This is a genomic window from Salipaludibacillus sp. HK11 (assembly GCF_047795645.1).
In the GTDB taxonomy this organism is placed as follows: Bacteria; Bacillota; Bacilli; order Bacillales; family Salisediminibacteriaceae; genus Salipaludibacillus.
The window spans coordinates 2,469,946-2,487,171 of the sequence record NZ_CP181045.1; the positions used below are offsets into that span (position 1 = coordinate 2,469,946).

Annotated in this window: 9 protein-coding genes; 1 reads left to right on the plus strand and 8 read right to left on the minus strand. The window is 36.7% G+C overall.

The genetic code is table 11. The features are described from left to right. Positions 1-106: 106 nt before the first annotated feature. From ACM26V_RS12070 to ACM26V_RS12090, 5 genes are all read right to left on the minus strand, one after another. Positions 107-367 (minus strand): metal-sensitive transcriptional regulator, encoded by a 261-nt coding sequence (locus ACM26V_RS12070; protein WP_416151658.1) that lies wholly within the window; start codon positions 365-367, stop codon positions 107-109. A 61-nt stretch (positions 368-428) separates the two neighbouring features. Beyond that, positions 429-986, minus strand: coding sequence for a carbonic anhydrase (locus ACM26V_RS12075; protein WP_416151659.1), 558 nt, complete (start codon positions 984-986; stop codon positions 429-431). 15 nt (positions 987-1,001) lie between these two features. After that, the gene (locus ACM26V_RS12080) at positions 1,002-2,690 is read right to left on the minus strand and encodes a SulP family inorganic anion transporter (RefSeq protein ID WP_416151869.1); all 1,689 of its coding nucleotides are present in this window, start codon (positions 2,688-2,690) and stop codon (positions 1,002-1,004) included. 186 nt (positions 2,691-2,876) lie between these two features. Further along, positions 2,877-5,222 (minus strand): beta-galactosidase, encoded by a 2,346-nt coding sequence (locus tag ACM26V_RS12085; protein ID WP_416151660.1) that lies wholly within the window; start codon positions 5,220-5,222, stop codon positions 2,877-2,879. Beyond that, on the minus strand, positions 5,219-8,563 hold the full coding sequence (locus tag ACM26V_RS12090) for a DUF5107 domain-containing protein (RefSeq protein WP_416151661.1): 3,345 nt from the start codon (positions 8,561-8,563) through the stop codon (positions 5,219-5,221). Before ACM26V_RS12090 ends, ACM26V_RS12085 begins: the two co-directional genes overlap by 4 nt. A 190-nt stretch (positions 8,564-8,753) precedes the next feature. Between ACM26V_RS12090 and ACM26V_RS12095 the strand changes: the two genes are divergently transcribed. Next, on the plus strand, positions 8,754-9,635 hold the full coding sequence (locus ACM26V_RS12095; protein WP_416151662.1) for a helix-turn-helix domain-containing protein: 882 nt from the start codon (positions 8,754-8,756) through the stop codon (positions 9,633-9,635). Between the two features lie 152 nt (positions 9,636-9,787). Here ACM26V_RS12095 and ACM26V_RS12100 read toward each other — a convergent pair whose 3' ends face one another. The 3 genes from ACM26V_RS12100 to ACM26V_RS12110 all read right to left on the minus strand — a co-directional run bounded on the left by ACM26V_RS12100 (position 9,788) and on the right by ACM26V_RS12110 (position 16,951). Continuing rightward, complete coding sequence (locus ACM26V_RS12100) at positions 9,788-12,595, minus strand: glycoside hydrolase family 2 protein (RefSeq protein WP_416151663.1); 2,808 nt, start codon at positions 12,593-12,595, stop codon at positions 9,788-9,790. Between the two features lie 435 nt (positions 12,596-13,030). Continuing rightward, positions 13,031-14,854 (minus strand): YhgE/Pip domain-containing protein, encoded by a 1,824-nt coding sequence (locus ACM26V_RS12105; RefSeq protein WP_416151664.1) that lies wholly within the window; start codon positions 14,852-14,854, stop codon positions 13,031-13,033. A 36-nt stretch (positions 14,855-14,890) separates the two neighbouring features. Next, positions 14,891-16,951 (minus strand): efflux RND transporter permease subunit, encoded by a 2,061-nt coding sequence (locus tag ACM26V_RS12110; protein WP_416151665.1) that lies wholly within the window; start codon positions 16,949-16,951, stop codon positions 14,891-14,893. Positions 16,952-17,226 lie beyond the last annotated feature (275 nt).

Here is a 17,226-nt window from a genome sequence, read left to right on the forward strand (position 1 = left end):
AAATACCTATAAGGGTATATTACATGGTAACATTCTTCAAGTCAACCCATCATTGTTTTTAAATCACATCATTTTATTTTTTACCACTTGATAGGGATTACACTTATTATCTACTTTTAACTAATAGGTTCACAGCCTCTTGAATAAGTGGTTCTGTATCTTCGCCTTCAACAATTTGTTCTCTAATACATGCTTCTAAATTTGTACTTACAACTAAACCAATTGTTCGATCTAATGCATTTCTAGCTGCTGACATTTGACCAATGAGATCTTTACAATCCTTGTTCTCCTCCATCATCCTTAAAATCGCTTTGACTTGTCCTTCTACTCTTTTTACTCTATTTTTTATTTGATCATTATATTCCATCGTTTTACCTCCTTGTGATTTTCACTTTGAGCATGAAGCAACACATCATTGTCGCTACATTCTATAATTCATAAACCCTTTCCAATTCACCTGACTCTACATAAAACAAACATCCAAATACATCGACATTCTTCCCGAACTCTTTATAAACAGGATGGTATTGTAAATGCTCCACTTGTTTCAATACATTGATTCTCGCTAAATCATCCATAGAGACGTCTTCTATATTGCTTCTATCTGGCAAATTTTTGCGAATTTTCGCTAACCATCCCTTTAACTCTTCTTCGTCATTATCTGACCATGCAGCTTTAATTCCTCCACAATCTGTCTGCCCTTTAATGACAATCGTTTTTACCTTTAAATGTTTTAATGCGTAGTAAAGGCTAGCAGAAAAACTTTCATCCTCCGTAGTAACTTGGTTCGCGATATTTCGGTGAACAAACATTCTCCCTAATGGCATTTGTGTAATCACAGAAGGACTAACACGAGAGTCGCTACAAGATAAAACGAAAAATTCTGGTGATTGGCCTTTTTTTAACTCATTGAAAAAGGATGGATCTTCCTCTTCCATTTTCCAAATAAACTCTTCATTCTTTTTTCTTAATTCTGACTCTTGCATGAGATCACCCTCCGCTCATTTTCCAATACTTCTAAGCGCTTGATCGATTGATAAATGATCCAATTTGTCACTATATTTTGTATTCCAGTCAGCTTTCTTTAATAAATCTCTAACTGGACCTTTAATGCTAGCTAACAAGAACTCTATGTCACTATTTTTAAATGCATCCATCAACTCTTCTAACGAATGAATCGCAACCGCATCAATCGAATTCACACCTGAGAAATCTAATATGATCCAGTTTGTTTGAGGTTTCTCTGTTATACGTTCAGAAATTTTATCTTCTAAGAATGTCATATTTGCAAAATAGAGAGACTCATCAACACGAAATATCATCACTTCCGAATCTACCTGTGCCTCTGGATAACGTTTAATATTACGGTAGACACCCTCACTTTGTAAATACCCTAATTCTGCCATATGTGGATACGCACTTCTCCAAATAAACACTAAGATCGAAAAGCCAACCCCAATCAAAATACCTTGTTCGATTCCTATCAGAAGAGTTGCTACAAAGGTAATCACCCACGTCCAACCATCTATTTTTTTAACTTTAAATAAATATTTGGCTTCCTTCACATCAATTAAGCTGAATACAGCAACCATAATAATCGCTGCGAGGACAGCATTAGGTAAGTAATAGAAGAGTCCTGTAAAAAACAATAAGGTTAATAAGATTAGGACCGCAGTGATAATAGTAGCCAGTGGTGTTCTCGCACCAGATTGATAATTTACAGCAGATCTAGAAAATCCACCAGTAACCGGATACCCCGCAAAAAACGATCCCCCTATATTAGCCAGTCCTAAACCTATTAATTCTTTATTCGGAACTACTTTATATTTTTCCTTAGCTGCAATTGCCTTCGCCATCGCAATAGATTCCATAAATCCAATAAGGGAAATGGTTATTGCAATAGGTAACAATGCAACAATTGCTTCCATACTAAACGCTGGTAGATAAATTGGTGGAAGCCCACCTGGAACTTCTCCTACAATTTTCACACCTACCTTATGCAGTTGTAAATGATAAATCGATAAAATACTTAGTATGACAACGACAAGAGGACCAGGAATTTTCTTCACAAACTTTTTAAATACAATTAACAAGACAATACTTGTCAACCCTATCCCAAAGGTCACTGGATTGATCTCTGATACTCTGCTAATTGCTTCAAGTAGAATCATAAGAACATCTTTATCAGCTTCCAAGCTTACACCAATTAAGTGCTTAAGCTGGCTCAATCCAATAATAATCGCAGCCGCTGACGTAAAAGCACTAATGACGGCATGAGATAAAAAGTTCACAACAAAACCAAGTCGAAATATCCCCATCAAAAACTGAATCAGTCCTACCATTAACATAAGGAGCAAGACCAATGATATATATTCGTCTGTTCCCGGCACAGCAATTGTTGATACCCCAGCTAGTACTAACAAAGAAACCATAGCAACAGGTCCAACCGCCAATTGTCGGGACGTTCCAAACAGTGCATAAATCAATAAAGGAACTGTGGAGGCGTATAACCCAATGACTGGAGGAAGTCCCGCCAACATCGCATAGGCCATCCCTTGTGGAATAAGCATAATTGCGACAATGAGACCAGCTGACATATCCCCACTTAAATCAGATCTTTTATATTTCGGAATCCATTCTAATGCTGGAATTATTTTTTTGAACACTTTTTCCACTTCCTCTTTGAACATAAATACCAATACCCGCACCCCTATACTAACTCCTCTATGTAATATTGTCAATTCCTTCACTTTTCTATTAGAATGCCCAATAAACCAACACTTCACCTCAAACGAAAAAAGCAGCTCCTCACTAATGCATTAGGAACTGCTTTTTTCGTTATCTCCGTCGTAAACTGTTCTCTTCACTCGTAAAATTCAATCAAGTAGCATACTAATCTCTTTTATAGAAGTCACATAAATAGATTCTATCTTTGCCAATTGTTTCTTTACTACTTCGCTACGTGCTGCCATCGGTGAATCACTATTAATATAACTCTCTTGTTTTAGCGGAGATATATAAATATACATACCCTTCTCCACTAGCTTTTGTTGATAATCTTTCAAACCAATTTGCCAAGTTTCGTTATTGCAAAAATTATCATGAATCAATTCACCGTCAATAAACGCGTAACCAATATCACCAACATAATCAATATTTAGTAGTAAGTCTTTACATTCATGAAACATTCCAGGTGGAAGATGAATTTCCGCTTTCTCATCTTTAATCATATTAACAACCATATCAGTATTTCTGAAGTTATCTACATTCAGCCTATATTCTTGAAAATGTTCTCTTTGAATAACATTTGATACCTCACAACCATCAAAAGTGGCTTTTTCCTCTATTTGAGGGAAGATTTTAACTTTTACTTCTGAGCAATCGATACTTTCGAGTCTTATTCGATTATCGTCCACAAGCAAAGTAGCATCCGATATTACCGCTCTGTCTTTTCCCTTTATTGATACCTTCCAGAAATTTAAAGACTCTTCATGGGAGATCGTGCAAATATGAACCCTTTTACCATTCGTAAGTTGGACATGAAACATATTTAAATCATTTCCAGGTAAGGTAACAATGGAATAGTTATCTGAAGATACTATTTTGTCATCTTTCACATCTATCAATGATATCCCTTTCTCAGCGAAACAATATTCGGCATCCATTCCTTTTGGAGTGAAAAAGTAATAATACCATTCACCATCATGTTCTAGACGAGTGATAAATTGCGTCGTCGCATATGTTAATGTACAGTCAGCTAACTCTAGATTAAATGGTAAAATACAAGATTCGTTTTTCGCTAAAGAGATGCTTCCTGTTTTCGGGACTCGAATTTGCTCTTGTTCTAACTCAACAGTTATGGAAAAATCCTCTTGGTCTTTCATTTCAACATGGTCTTGATAATTATTAATAAAGATAAATCCAGCGTCTTCGTTTGACCTCACTGCGAAACGTAACGTGTCTACATTATCTGGTTCGATGTCTCCTGCATTTTCTGGTAACACTGTCTTAGTTTTACTAAAAGTCTTTTCAACCTCTTTGTAAAAATAATGTTGCCGTTTCAAACGTTTATATGAATCTCTTATTTGTCCAAATTCACCTATTGGAGCTTGATAGTCATAAGATATTTTAGGTGTCGCCGTTTCGTTTAAGAAAGGCGTTTTTTTCCCTTTAGGATTTGAACCTCCATGAAACACATAATACCCAACAAAGTTACAACCACCTGCGACTTTCATACTTGCCATTGCATCCACACTTTCAAAAGGAAGTGAAAACCGGTACTTATAAAATACCGTCATTCCTCCACCCATTTCACAACAAGCAAATGGTAAACTTTCCGCTTCATACTGAGGAGTAAAACCGTAATTTTTCTTTTTGTTATGATGAAAGTCCCTAAAAATATACTCAGGAGTTGCAGGGTGTTCTTTAGCATCTCCATAAAATATCCACGGCCAAAAAGCGTATCCCCCCCACAAAGGAAGAACTTCACTACTGGGAGCTGATGCTCCACCCCAGCCGGTAGAAGTATACAGGGGTGTTTTAATCCCAGCATCTTTTGCTATTTCTTTTAATTTAATAATATGATTATCGCCATCTCGACCTGCTGTAAGCCATTCATTCGTCGTGCCCGTCGTTAATTCCCAAGGTGCTCCGGCATGCTCATACTCATTTTCTAACTGCGTTGCTATGATTGGACCATCGTCTTCAAACAACAATCCTTTTATTTGTTGACCGATTTCATCATACAACTTCTTTACATACTTTAAATAAGCTTGATCATTTGATCGTAAATCAAACGGTCTTCCAAACAACCAATCAGGCATTCCACCATTTCTTGCCTCACCGTGAGCGAAAGGACCAATTCTAACAATCACATACATGTTATGCTTTTTACATAATTCAATAAACCGACGAAGATTCTTATTCCCAGACCAGTCAAATATTCCTTGTTCTTCTTCATGATGATTCCAGAAAATATACGTCGGAATGATATTAATTCCGGCCATTTTCATTTTTATAATCTCATCTTCCCAACGATGACAATGATACCGACTAAAATGAAATTCACCACTTATCGCAAAATACGGCTCACCATTCATTTCTAAATAATAATTTGTCAGTGTGATTTTATCTCCACTAGGACTTGTCTCATTAATGCTCAATGATGCTGGATAAATATGCTTTTTTTCATTTTTCACTTGAATTGAATAATTACTCATCATTTCCTCCCTAAATTATCACGACATAACTCTTTATGAAGAATAATTCCTTGATGATTTGCATCGAGTTTTAAAGCTTTGTCGAAATCTACTAATGCTTTTTTCTCATCATTTAAGCCCATAAGACCAAGACCTCGCATGAAATGACAATGAATCGTGTTACGTTTGTTTAAGTCTTCATCAAATATTAAAAAATCAGGAAGAGATACAGCAAAAAAATCAATTTTTACATTATCAAAAATATGTCTGTCCGCATAGTCAATTAATTTATCAAATCGTCGTTTTGCTTCCTTCTCATTTCCAAGCTTTCTCCATGCTAAACCTTGATAAAAAATCATTTCAGGTGGTTGGTCGTTATAATACATTGCACTAGCAGGTTCTTCTAAACCTTCTGATGCAATCTTAAAACACTTCTCCGCTTTTTCACCATGATTAAGACCTTCGTATGCGTAGCCAAGAAAATAATAAATATTGTTCTCTTGGGCTCCGTGTAATTTGCCTTCACCTAGATTAGAAGGGTAAGTTAATGCAGCTGTAAATTCATCCACTGCCCGCTGAAATTGATTTTCATTGATAAATCGTTTTCCAAGCTCGACATGTGCGATAACATATTGCCCTGTAACCTTCCCTTCTCCACCTTCCCAAGGATGAAATTGTCGAGTAGTAAGCTTTTTAATCGCATACTCATAATCACCTAATGTAACTAGTAACGTTATATATTCTAGGTACAAATCATCTCTGGTTTGAACTAAAGACAAATGTTCGTTAAGTACACTTAACCGTTTATCTGGTGACTCTCCTAGTTTCTTATACAATTGATCCAATTCATACAACACACGCGCATCCTTTTTATTACACTTAAATGCTTGTTCAAGTGATTGAACTGCCTCTTCACGTTTGTTAACTTTATTGAAATAACCTAAGGCAAGATTGCGATGAACAGTAGCAAAATCAGGGTTTAATTGTTTAGAAGACTCCCAATGATTGATGGCATCACGATACCGTTTTTTATCATAAAGAAGATCTCCTAAATAATAATGAGCTTTATCATCGTTTGGATTTTCTTCAAGCACTGTATCTAATACTATTAATTCAAAAAGCGTGTTAGGGAAACAATAATCAGTCGATGCTTCATATCCAGACGTAATATACTGTTTTACTTCTTCTTTATTTTCAGCTTTATACAAGTAGGCCAATGTATAATGAACCATCGGATGATCATTCCTTGAGTCGCCTTCTACTCTTTTTAACACATCAATCGCTTCTGAATTTAAGCCACTTTCTGCATAGTCAGTTGCTAAGTGAAGATGACTGTAATCATCCGATCGCATCAAAGTAGTTAAGTCTGCTAGTACTTTACTAGCGTTGTCTTTCTCACCTAAGTCATTAAAAATATGATATTTTTCGTTATAAGCACCGAAATCGAGATAATCCACCTTAATAGTTTCCTCACAATAGGAGAGTGCTTCTTTTAATCTCCCTAATTTTCGTAATAACGTTATTTTTAGATGACGAGCTTTCATATTGTTAATGTTTCTAGAAAGCGACTTTTCCACAAGTTCAAGTGCTTCGTTATAAGAATATTTCTCGGTAGCAATTTGAGCTAGAGAAAAATACCCACTATCTTGCCATTGACCTGACCATACACACTTATAAAAAGCTGCAAAAGCTTCATCTAATTTTCCTTGAAGCTTTAAAGAAAGTCCCAATTGATAATAAGCTTCACTATCATATGGATTAGAATTACGCCATGTCAAAGTTTTTACCGCACGCTTGAAGTACTTTTCACTTTCAGAAAATAACCCTCTACGAAGGATCAACAGACCGTACGCAATATTTATGCGAATGTCGTCAGGATCGCGTTTCAAACCCTCTAAATAATAAGACTCCGGCTCAAAAGTTGCATGCCGATATTGCTCCAAATGAAGTCCAGCAAGGTATAATTGTTCATTTGTTTTCAACTCACTTGGCTCTTGTAATGGATCCGCCGGCTTTGGAATTTCCTCCTCGTTGGCTTCACTCGGTTGGTACGAAACTAAAATCCGACCAGACGAATTTTTTACAACTAGCAAAATATCGTGTTCCTTTTCATCTTGTTCTAATTCTAAGAAATGATGATAGATATCATTAGGTGATAATGTCGTTTCTGCCTGCAAATACACTTTTTTCTTTCCAGTTACTTCAATAATAGCGTTCTCAAATAATGAGGTGCTGTAAGCCATAATAGTTGCTTTATTTCCATCGAATTTTAAATTAACTGCTGCGTCAATTGTAGCATTTTTTACAACGCCAATTTCTTTGTAAGGCATAAAATATTGACTGAAGGATTTTACTTCATAAGGCTGTAGCCATGTAAAATCAGGCTGATTATCAGTATATACTCCTGTCATCAGCTCGATGTATGGGCCATCTTCGTCCGTTAAGTTACGATCCCAAGCTTGACCAAACTCCCCATTTCCCCATGTCCACTGTTTTTTCCCTGGTGAAATATGATGATTTGCGACATGTAGGAGTCCACCTTTGGCTTGATGGTCGTACCCACCAACAAAGTTATAATCTGATTTGTAAGCCATGTAAGAAGTTGGTACAGGAATATTTTTATAGCGTGATATGTCAACTCCAGCTGAATAGTCCATCTTATAATATGTTCCGGTTGCAATAGGAAACGTTGATACATCTCGCTTCCCATGATCAAGCACAGCATTCACATCAGGAGGAAAAACAGATTGCGTATGGTCATTTACAGCTACTGCTGGATTAGCCCACCAAAGAAATGTCTGTGGTGTCGACGTCCGATTATACAACTGCACATCAATTTTCAAATAAGCAGTATTTGGTTTTAAAGTAAATCCAGCCGTCATCTTAGTTCCATACATTCGATCAATTTCACTCAGCCATACAGTTGCACTGCCATCCTCATTTTCATTTAAACGATAATCAACAGGACCGAATGTGTTTGGACGATGATGCTGGGGCCAGTTAAATTCGATTCCTCCAGATATCCATGGTCCAGCCAAACCTACCAGGGCAGGTTTGATTACACGGTTATAATAAACAAAGTCATAATCATTTGTTTTATCTAATGCTCTGTAAACCCTGCCACCAATTTCAGGCATCATTTCGATCCGAATGTACTTATTTTCTAAAATGATAATCTGATAACTTTTCAATTTTTTTTCGTCTGCTATTTTATCAATAACAGGATGTGGATAAACCTTACCCGAACTTCCTTGATAAACACGTTTTTCTAAAAACATTGGGTTTTTTTCGGCTTCTCCAACTTCATATGTGGGTATTTCTTTTTTTTCTTCCCAAATGCGAACAATGTTTTCCTTTTCATTCATTCCGTTCACTCCCTTGATTTCATAATCTACTTTCAGATTACACTGAGTAACAGACAAGAACAATTCATGATAAACTGATATTAATGGAGGATATTCTGTTTTTATATTTATATGAAGTTTGATATAATCATACTTAATTTAACTAAATTAATTTTGTACGGATTTCGATAAGATTTAAAAGGAGGATGTAATGAAAAAATCGAAAGGGTTTCAATCAGAAAAAATATATGTATTACCTGATTATCTTCAGGAAGAGTTAAACGAGCATCATATTCTAAACAGATCACATTTAACTGATATTGGGTTTTTCCCAGAAGCTACCCATCATTTTCGAGAAAGAAAAACTGGTTGCGATTCGCATATTATGATATATTGTTCTTCCGGCGAAGGGCGGGTTGACCTATACAAAAACCAACTTATACATATTAAATCGCAAACCTTTTTTATTATACCTGCAAATACTCCTCATACTTATTTTGCAGATAGCAAAAATCCTTGGAGCATTTATTGGTTCCATGTTAGAGGGACTGACGTTTTCGATTTAATTCATTCGTTTAATATAGCATTACATCCAATCCAAATGACATTTAAAGATACTTCTGTCCTTATTCAGTCGTTTAACCAATGTTATGATTTGATACAAGCCAAGTCCTATTCGATACCTCATCATTTATTTTTATCTCAAACGATTAAATATTTAGTTAGTTTGGTTGGTATTAGCGCACAGAAAAATGATGGAAAAGGAAAAAAGAATGCTTATATTGATGAGGCTATTCATTATATGGAAAACCACATACACACGTCGATTTCACTTGAAGACCTGGCTAATAGCACACGTTTATCAAAACAACATTTAACACAACTTTTTAAAGAAGAGATCGGTTTTCCTCCCATTGATTATTTTTTGAGACTAAAAATACAACGAGCGTGTCAATTGTTAGATTTAACAAATGATAGTATTAAAGAAATTGCTTTTATGGTTGGCTTTAACGATCCTTATTATTTTTCACGCATGTTCAAAAAAATTATTAGTCATTCTCCTACCGAATATCGCAAGACACAAAAAGGCTAACTTTTTCTATTACTATAGATAAAGTTAGCCTTTTGATTTCCTATTGCTTCAGTAATCAAATTACCAAATGTAAAAAAAATAGTTGATGAGACAGGAGCAAGTTGCACTCCTAACGGATAAGAAAGTTGACGATTAATCACTTATGTGACGCTTTACGCCTTTAGTTTAAACATACCAACGATATCCGTTATTGTCATTTTTGCTTTAGGTTGAAACTTATCGCTACCGATGTAGTCGAGAGTTTCCTGGAAAAGCTTGCTCGTTTCTGGTCTTTTTAAATCCTTCGCATCATAGGTTCTAAAACAAGAAACAAACAATTTCCCTCTACCAACTTTTGCCTCGAATGCATAGGTCAGTCGCTTCATTCGATGAAAATTATCAACAACCTCAACGATAGGTTTAATTTGTGGATAACTATCTAAACTAATACTTGGCGCTCCATCAACAAGATGATACCATTGCCAATTTGATAAACCATCATGAGGAAATTGATTAAATAATGGGTGCTTGTTAATGATCATTCCCATTGTTGTGCTTTCCTGTGTCGGGAACCATAAGAAATTCCAAAAAATTGGTAGGTATTTTGTGGTAACTTCATCGTACTGATTACCGCCTTTAGCCATTAACCAAACATTTCCTCCATCTAGTAAATATTGCACTACATCACGGGACATTTGATCCGTAATTGCTAATTTGGCATCTTCTTTTTTATAGCTCCGTTCTTCAATACCAATCAATTCCTCAAATCTTGCACCATATAGATAAGATTGTAAAGAATTCATGTCTGTCCAAATATCCTTTACTCCTTTAGGTAAATCTGTTCTACCAAAGGACCAAAAATCCCAACTATTTTCGATTGTTTCATGCTCATCATTTATCTTTAACTCCACATGCAAACGATACTGTGAGGAACCTTTAGTCGATGTTTCAAAGTTGATTGTCCCAAGCCTACAATTTTCCCCGGCTTTTAAATTATTTAAATCCCATTCACCTTGGTCCAAAGTTTGCTCATCAACTCTCACTTCCCATGTTAGGCGACCTTGTTGGACATTCGCCCCATAGTTAGAAAGTTCAATATCAACTTCAGCGGTTTCACCGCCATAAAAGGTGCGTCTGTCACTGCGCATTAACATCACTCTATCATTATTAAACTGTTTAAAGTCTTTTGGCTCTATGACATTTTTGCTATCCCAAAAAACATCAAGAATCCCTGTTGTCGCATGACCTTGTCCAGGAAAATCACGAATATCTAGGAGTTGGATACCAGATAAATCTTTCGTACGTCTTGCTCTTTCCATAATCTCTTTATACGAACGAACCATGTGACTTCCTGTAACTTTTTTAAACTCTTCTACTCTGTCATTCCAACCTTTTCCTTCTAAAGATTCATTAAAGGTTTCTAACCATGAAGGTTGCAAATGACCGGTAAACTTATCAGAGAGATTTGGATCAACATACATTGTAAATTGTCCATGCTCGTGTCCGATTACTGGTTTGTCTACTAACTTTGGGAGTTCTCGGTAATCTTCTGTAGTATCTGGTGACCCTGCATATGGAAGTGCATAAGGAGGGTGCCAATTTAAAGATTGAATGAAAAAGTCTCCTTCACGGTCATGAACGGGAAGTTGACCAAACCCTGTATTATCTGTAAACAATCTTGTAGGGTCTTTCTTCCTTGCTAATTCTACTAACTCATTTAACAATGGATGCCCACTTGCACTTATTAATTCATTTCCAAGTGCCATCATGACAAAAGAAGGATGTTCATTCAGATGTTCAATTATCCGGACAAGCTCTCTCGTTAAAAATTCATGTACTTCAACGGGAGGCGCTGTTTCACGTTCCAAATAATGAAATGACCAATGTGGCAATTCCGTTTGTACGAGCATTCCCTCTTCATCTGCAGCTTCCCAAAATGGCTTTGGTGCAGACCATCCATGTAAACGAACATGATTATAGCCATGCTCTTTTACTATTTTAAACTGTTTTTTGTAATGCTCTTTATCCCATGATGGATAACCAGTCATCGGAAAAACACAGCAATCGACATATCCACTTAAAAATACTGGTTGTTCATTCAATAGAAATTGTTTTCCTACCGCTTTAAAATCCCGCAACCCTATTCGATGATTTTTACAGTCAATCGTCTCGTTATTTTCCATTAGTTTAATAGATACATCATATAATGAAGGAGTTTTGTCAGACCATACCTCAGCATTTTCGCCCATATCAATATGTAGATCCACTGACTCCAATTGCTGATTGCCATTCAGTTGGTGTGATACAGTTACTGGTTTCATTGCACCTTTATTGATGACTACATTAACACTGTAAGTTTTATTGCTCGAGCGGCCTTCTCCAAGATCTACTTCCGCTCTTATATTGAATTGCTTTGGACTTTCTTCTTGCAAAAACATTACCTTGCTAAAATGAGAAGAAGGAAACGACTCTATTTTTACTCCTCCAGTAATTCCGCCCCAATTTGTTGCCGTGTGATAAGAATGAATGTGGCTTTCCATAAGGGGAATATGAAGACGATTATCAACAGAAATAACTAACTTCTGAGTTTTGCCATGCTCGAGAAATGGAGTGATATCAAACTGGTGGTCCGTTACAAGTCCCTCACCATTACCTACAAAATCTCCATCTATCCATACACTAGTAAACCAGTGAACACCCGACATCACTAAACGATGATGTTGATTTTCTGGAAGTGAAGAAGTATCTAACTCGATAGAATACCACGCCTTGCCGATGTATTCTCTTTCTTTTTTCCACGTCCCTAAAGGGAAGTGGTCACCATTTGTTTTTCCAAAGCCTTGTTCTTCCCATGATCCCGGAACATTAATGACGTCCAAAGAATCTTCGAAACGATGACCTTCAACTTCTATTTCATCGGTTGGATCTAAAACAAATTTCCATTCACCATCTAATGAAAGTGATTCTCTTGTATTATTCATCAAGTACACGTCCTCCTTAAAATAGACAACTTCGTATAAGCTTATTTTAACGCTTAAATAATCGTCCTACAATTCACTATTAAAAGAATATAATGGAGGATATTCGGATCCTATTTAGCAGGAAAGTATTTAAAGAGGTTATTTTAATACGATCGTCGGCTTAGTTTAACCTTTAGCGAGTTCATTTGGAATAGAAGGGGGTAACAAGATTCATCAACTTGCTGAATTTTTTTCAAAACCGCTCCCTGATAATAATTGGACAAAAAGAGCATTTGAAAAAGGTTGTTAAGTATGTAGCCATGTCGGAGCCTTCGTATCATGCACAAGACACCTCCTCAACTTGCGCAATTCTCTTCAAAACCACTCCCTAATAAATAAAAAAAAAGACTGTCACCCAAAATAATTTGGACAACAGTCTCTCTTACTTGCTATACCTTATCTAAACAGATCCATCAACCGACCCCAGAATCCCTTTTCTTCTTCTTCCACTTCTTCATTTGATTCCTGTTCTTCCTTTTCAATACTATCTGTTTTAATCATAAATTGTACCGAGTTTATCTTCTCGTTTTCAGTCGAAACAAAAGATACAGCTTCGAAATCAGAATTATCAAAATCAGCAAGCAACTGATCAACTTCCTCTTGCATTTGTTCAGGCATATCCTTTGTAGATTCATATAATGTATCTGTACCGTCATCAAGCTCATCCGCTCCAGTTTCTAGTCCACCGGTTCCACCTGACAATTCCACAATTCCATCATGGATTTCGTTGTACGAATTAGATAATTGACCAACCCCATCTGTATAACTTAGTAGTCCAGCATGAAACTCTTTATAATTACTAGACAATGACTCCAAACCTTCTTGCAATTCACCTATAGAGTCTGCCACATCCATATCATCTAGTGAAGATGCAATCTCTGTTGCCATCGATCCCATGGTGTTCGCCATTTCCGTAAGCGATCCACTAACTTCGTTGAGCGTTGGTTCCACTGCCTCAAAGGCTTCCTGTACCGCGGAATACGTTCCTTTTGCAGTGCGGGCAGCCGCATAAGTCTCAACCAATTGGTCCACTACATCACTATCTGCACCGCTCATATATAATCCTTCTATTTCTTCTTCTGTTATCTCATAGTCTGGAATTGCCACCATTTCATCATTTAACGTGCTGTAAGCCATGGTGTAGTTCTCACTTAATTCCGTTAATCCACCTGCTGCTTGATGAAGTCCTTCCGCTAATTGAGACAGTCCTCCAGGAAGTTCTTTCAGTTCAGTCAAATCCATCTCGCCTGAACTTTCACTAAGAGAAGTACTCATCGTTGCTAGGCCTTCGTCAATCGATACCGATGCATCAACTAGTTCGTTGGATGAACCATCAATTTCCGAAATACCCGTTTTGTATTGCTCAGAACCATCACGCAGATTTAATACACCACGATTTAACTCAGAAACACCAGAATTTAATTCCCCAAGACCATTACTTATCTCTTTAATTCCGTCCGTTAATTCCTGCATTTCACCAGTCATTTCGCCCATGTCCGGTCCTTCGATCGCCATCGATTGCGGAATTGCAGCTATTTCGATGCCCTCTAGTTCAAAATCAACTGCATCAGCTTTTATATTTAGCTCTCCAGCTTGTTCAGGCATAACAGAAAAAGTTACTTGCTTGTTTTTACCAGCATTTGCAACTACTCCATCTTCCGCCTCGATGTTGTCAAAAATTTCAGGTTCTAGGTTGAGTGAAATTTGCACCATGTAGTTTTCAAAAAATACACTATCAACACTCTCATTTGCAGATGTTTGAATATTTATTTCTACTTCGCCATCTTTACCTACAAGTTCGTTTGGGTTTATTTGCTTCCCATCTAGTAAATAAGAAATCGTAATATCCCATGGTAAGTCTGCGTCATTCTTATCGCCTTGATAATAAAATTTGCCCTCCGGTGCAGTAACTTCGACCGTATCTTCTTTTTGCTCGATTTCCGATAGATCAGTTAGATTTTTCAGGTTAGAATACGTACCATAATCGACAATATTTCCTTCTTCCACCACATCAAAAATATTCACCACATAAACTTCTTGCCGCTCGCCAGAAGAGGTTAGCGTTGCATACACTACCTCATCTTTGGATGAATATTGTCCGGCATTTTGTGACTGTCCTTCTTCTGCTGCCACTCGTTCGCCTCCAGTTGCAGTTAATAGAAATGACGGCAATACAAGGGCTATGGCCATGAAAACGTGGACTATCCGTTTAATTCTCATTATCATTTCTCCTTTGAAATTCTTCCAGTAAGACTCTTACTTTTTATAAAAATCTGCTTTAAAAGTCGTTTTATCAATAACTTTATCAAATACCAATACCATGGCTGGGAGGAAAAAAACAACCATAATAAACGCTAGTAATGCTCCCCTTCCAAGTAGTAACCCAATCGAACCTACAATTGGATTGGTTGAAGTAATCCATAAGATAAAGCCAACACTAGATAGAATCGAAGCGGAAATTGCAATCGAGAAAATTTTCTCATCTATTGTTTTCTTAACAGCCTCAAGTGCTGTCATTTCCTTACGATTCTCTTTATAAGCTTCCATGAACAGAATTGCATAATCAACCGTCGCGGCAAGCTGTACCGTACTAATAATCAAGTAACCTACATAAACCAATGGAGAATCAGTAAAGTATGGAACAGCTAAATTCAGCCAAACAGATGATTGAATCGTTAATAGTAGTATCAGCGGAATAGAAATAGATTTAAATGTGACCAACAAAACAATCGCAATTGCAATGATTGTCAGCCAATTGACAAGTCTGTTATCTTTTTGCACGATATCTCTCATATCATATAAAGTCACGCTCTCACCAAGTGTATAAATCTCATCACCATAATAGGCTGCAGCCTTCTCTTGCACAGATTCGACTAGGGAGAAAGCTTTATCCCCCTCTGTTCCCGCATTTGTATGAAGGATAATCCTACTGTACTTATCAGAATAAAATTCCTCCGTTATTGATTCCTCTAAAAATTCTGATGGAATGACAGAGCTGACTGAATTTACATAAGAAAGAACACTTGTGACAGGTTCAAGATTTTCTAAATCGTAAACAAGATCTTCTTCCTTTGCGACATCTCCTTTTGGAACGAGTAACACCATCGGAGTAAATTCCTCAAACGTCTCTTCAACTTTAGTTTTGTCCCCACCTGCACGAGTTTCTTCTGGTTGATCCCCGTTTCCATAAGTGAAATTCGTGTTGCTCTGTGCCAAGAACGCAGGAATAATCGCTATTAATACAAGTATTATGACAGGTATTCTTATTTTAACAACACTATTGCCAATTTTCTTGAAGCTTGGTAGCAAAGGTTTGTGCTGTGTTTTATCAATCCATTTATAAAATAAAACTGTTAAAGCCGGTAAAAATACCATGACACTTATGAAACTTAACACAATTCCTTTAACAAGATTTACACCTAAATCAGAACCAATCTCAAAGTTCATAAATGTTAGTGCCATAAAACCAAAAAACGTCGTCGCTGCACTAGCTGCAATGGCAGGGAATGATTTCTTCATTGCAAGGCGCATCGCTTCAACGGGATCTTCATGTTTCTGTCGATAATCTGAAAAACTATGCAGTAAAAAAATAGCATAATCAAGGGATACCGCAAGCTGCAGAATCGGAGCAACTGATTGGGTTATGAATGATACTTCTCCAATAAAAATGTTTGTCCCTAAGTTTATTAGAACGGAAACCCCAATTGCTGTGAGGAAAAAAACTGGTTCCAACCAAGACCTTGTAGATACGATCAAAATCAAAATAATAATTGGTACTAACAACGCTGCGGCATACATCGATTCTGCCCCAGCCATTTCTTGTGCAATAGCAGTATCGAGCGCTTCTCCTTCCATCGCGTTTTCTTCACCAATCAGTTCGTAAATAGCATTGGTTATTGCTACTTCATCACCATCTCGAATGCTGAAGGAAATTATAGCTTTATCATCCTTAAAATACGTCTCCACTGTATCCTTATCAGCTATTTCTAGTGGTGTTTTTATATCGACCGCATCATCTAACCACGTGACATCATTCACGCCATCGATAGCAGCTAACTTTTCTTTTACTTGAAGTGCTTCTTGGACTGATACATCGTTTATCATCACTCTTGTATTAGGCACGGAGCCTTCAAATTCCTCTTCCATGATTTCCATGGAAATTGTTGACCTTGCATCATCCGGCAAATAATCAACCATATTGTAATTGACAGACACAGAAAATTGCACGATGGAGCTTATAACTGCAATGACAATAAACGTAATGACAATTAATTTATTATGTTTTAATATTCGTGCTGCTATGTCGATCGAAAACATCTCCTTCTTGCATACATTTCATCATATAATTATAATGACACTGTGTTGGTTTAGCAACAAACAGTTTATTATCATATGTTATTTACCCAACAAAAACGTTTTTTGTGTTGAATATGTATCGAGAAAAATCTCATAAACCCTTTTTAAAATTATTTTCGCAGCTAGTTTTTTCATCCTACGGATAAACTTTACTTTGCTACATATAGACAGCAAATTCGTACATATAAATCCATCCTTCCGACACATAACAAATTCCGATAAAATTCACAGCGCGT

Coding starts and splice junctions, on each gene's coding strand:
- ACM26V_RS12075 (WP_416151659.1), bottom strand. CDS start 986: ATGCAAGAGTCAGAATTAAGAAAAAAGAATGAAGAGTTTATTTGGAAA.
- ACM26V_RS12100 (WP_416151663.1), bottom strand. CDS start 12,595: ATGAATAATACAAGAGAATCACTTTCATTAGATGGTGAATGGAAATTT.
- ACM26V_RS12070 (WP_416151658.1), bottom strand. CDS start 367: ATGGAATATAATGATCAAATAAAAAATAGAGTAAAAAGAGTAGAAGGA.
- ACM26V_RS12080 (WP_416151869.1), bottom strand. CDS start 2,690: ATGTTCAAAGAGGAAGTGGAAAAAGTGTTCAAAAAAATAATTCCAGCA.
- ACM26V_RS12090 (WP_416151661.1), bottom strand. CDS start 8,563: ATGAATGAAAAGGAAAACATTGTTCGCATTTGGGAAGAAAAAAAAGAA.
- ACM26V_RS12105 (WP_416151664.1), bottom strand. CDS start 14,854: ATGAGAATTAAACGGATAGTCCACGTTTTCATGGCCATAGCCCTTGTA.
- ACM26V_RS12085 (WP_416151660.1), bottom strand. CDS start 5,222: ATGATGAGTAATTATTCAATTCAAGTGAAAAATGAAAAAAAGCATATT.
- ACM26V_RS12110 (WP_416151665.1), bottom strand. CDS start 16,951: ATGTTTTCGATCGACATAGCAGCACGAATATTAAAACATAATAAATTA.
- ACM26V_RS12095 (WP_416151662.1), top strand. CDS start 8,754: ATGAAAAAATCGAAAGGGTTTCAATCAGAAAAAATATATGTATTACCT.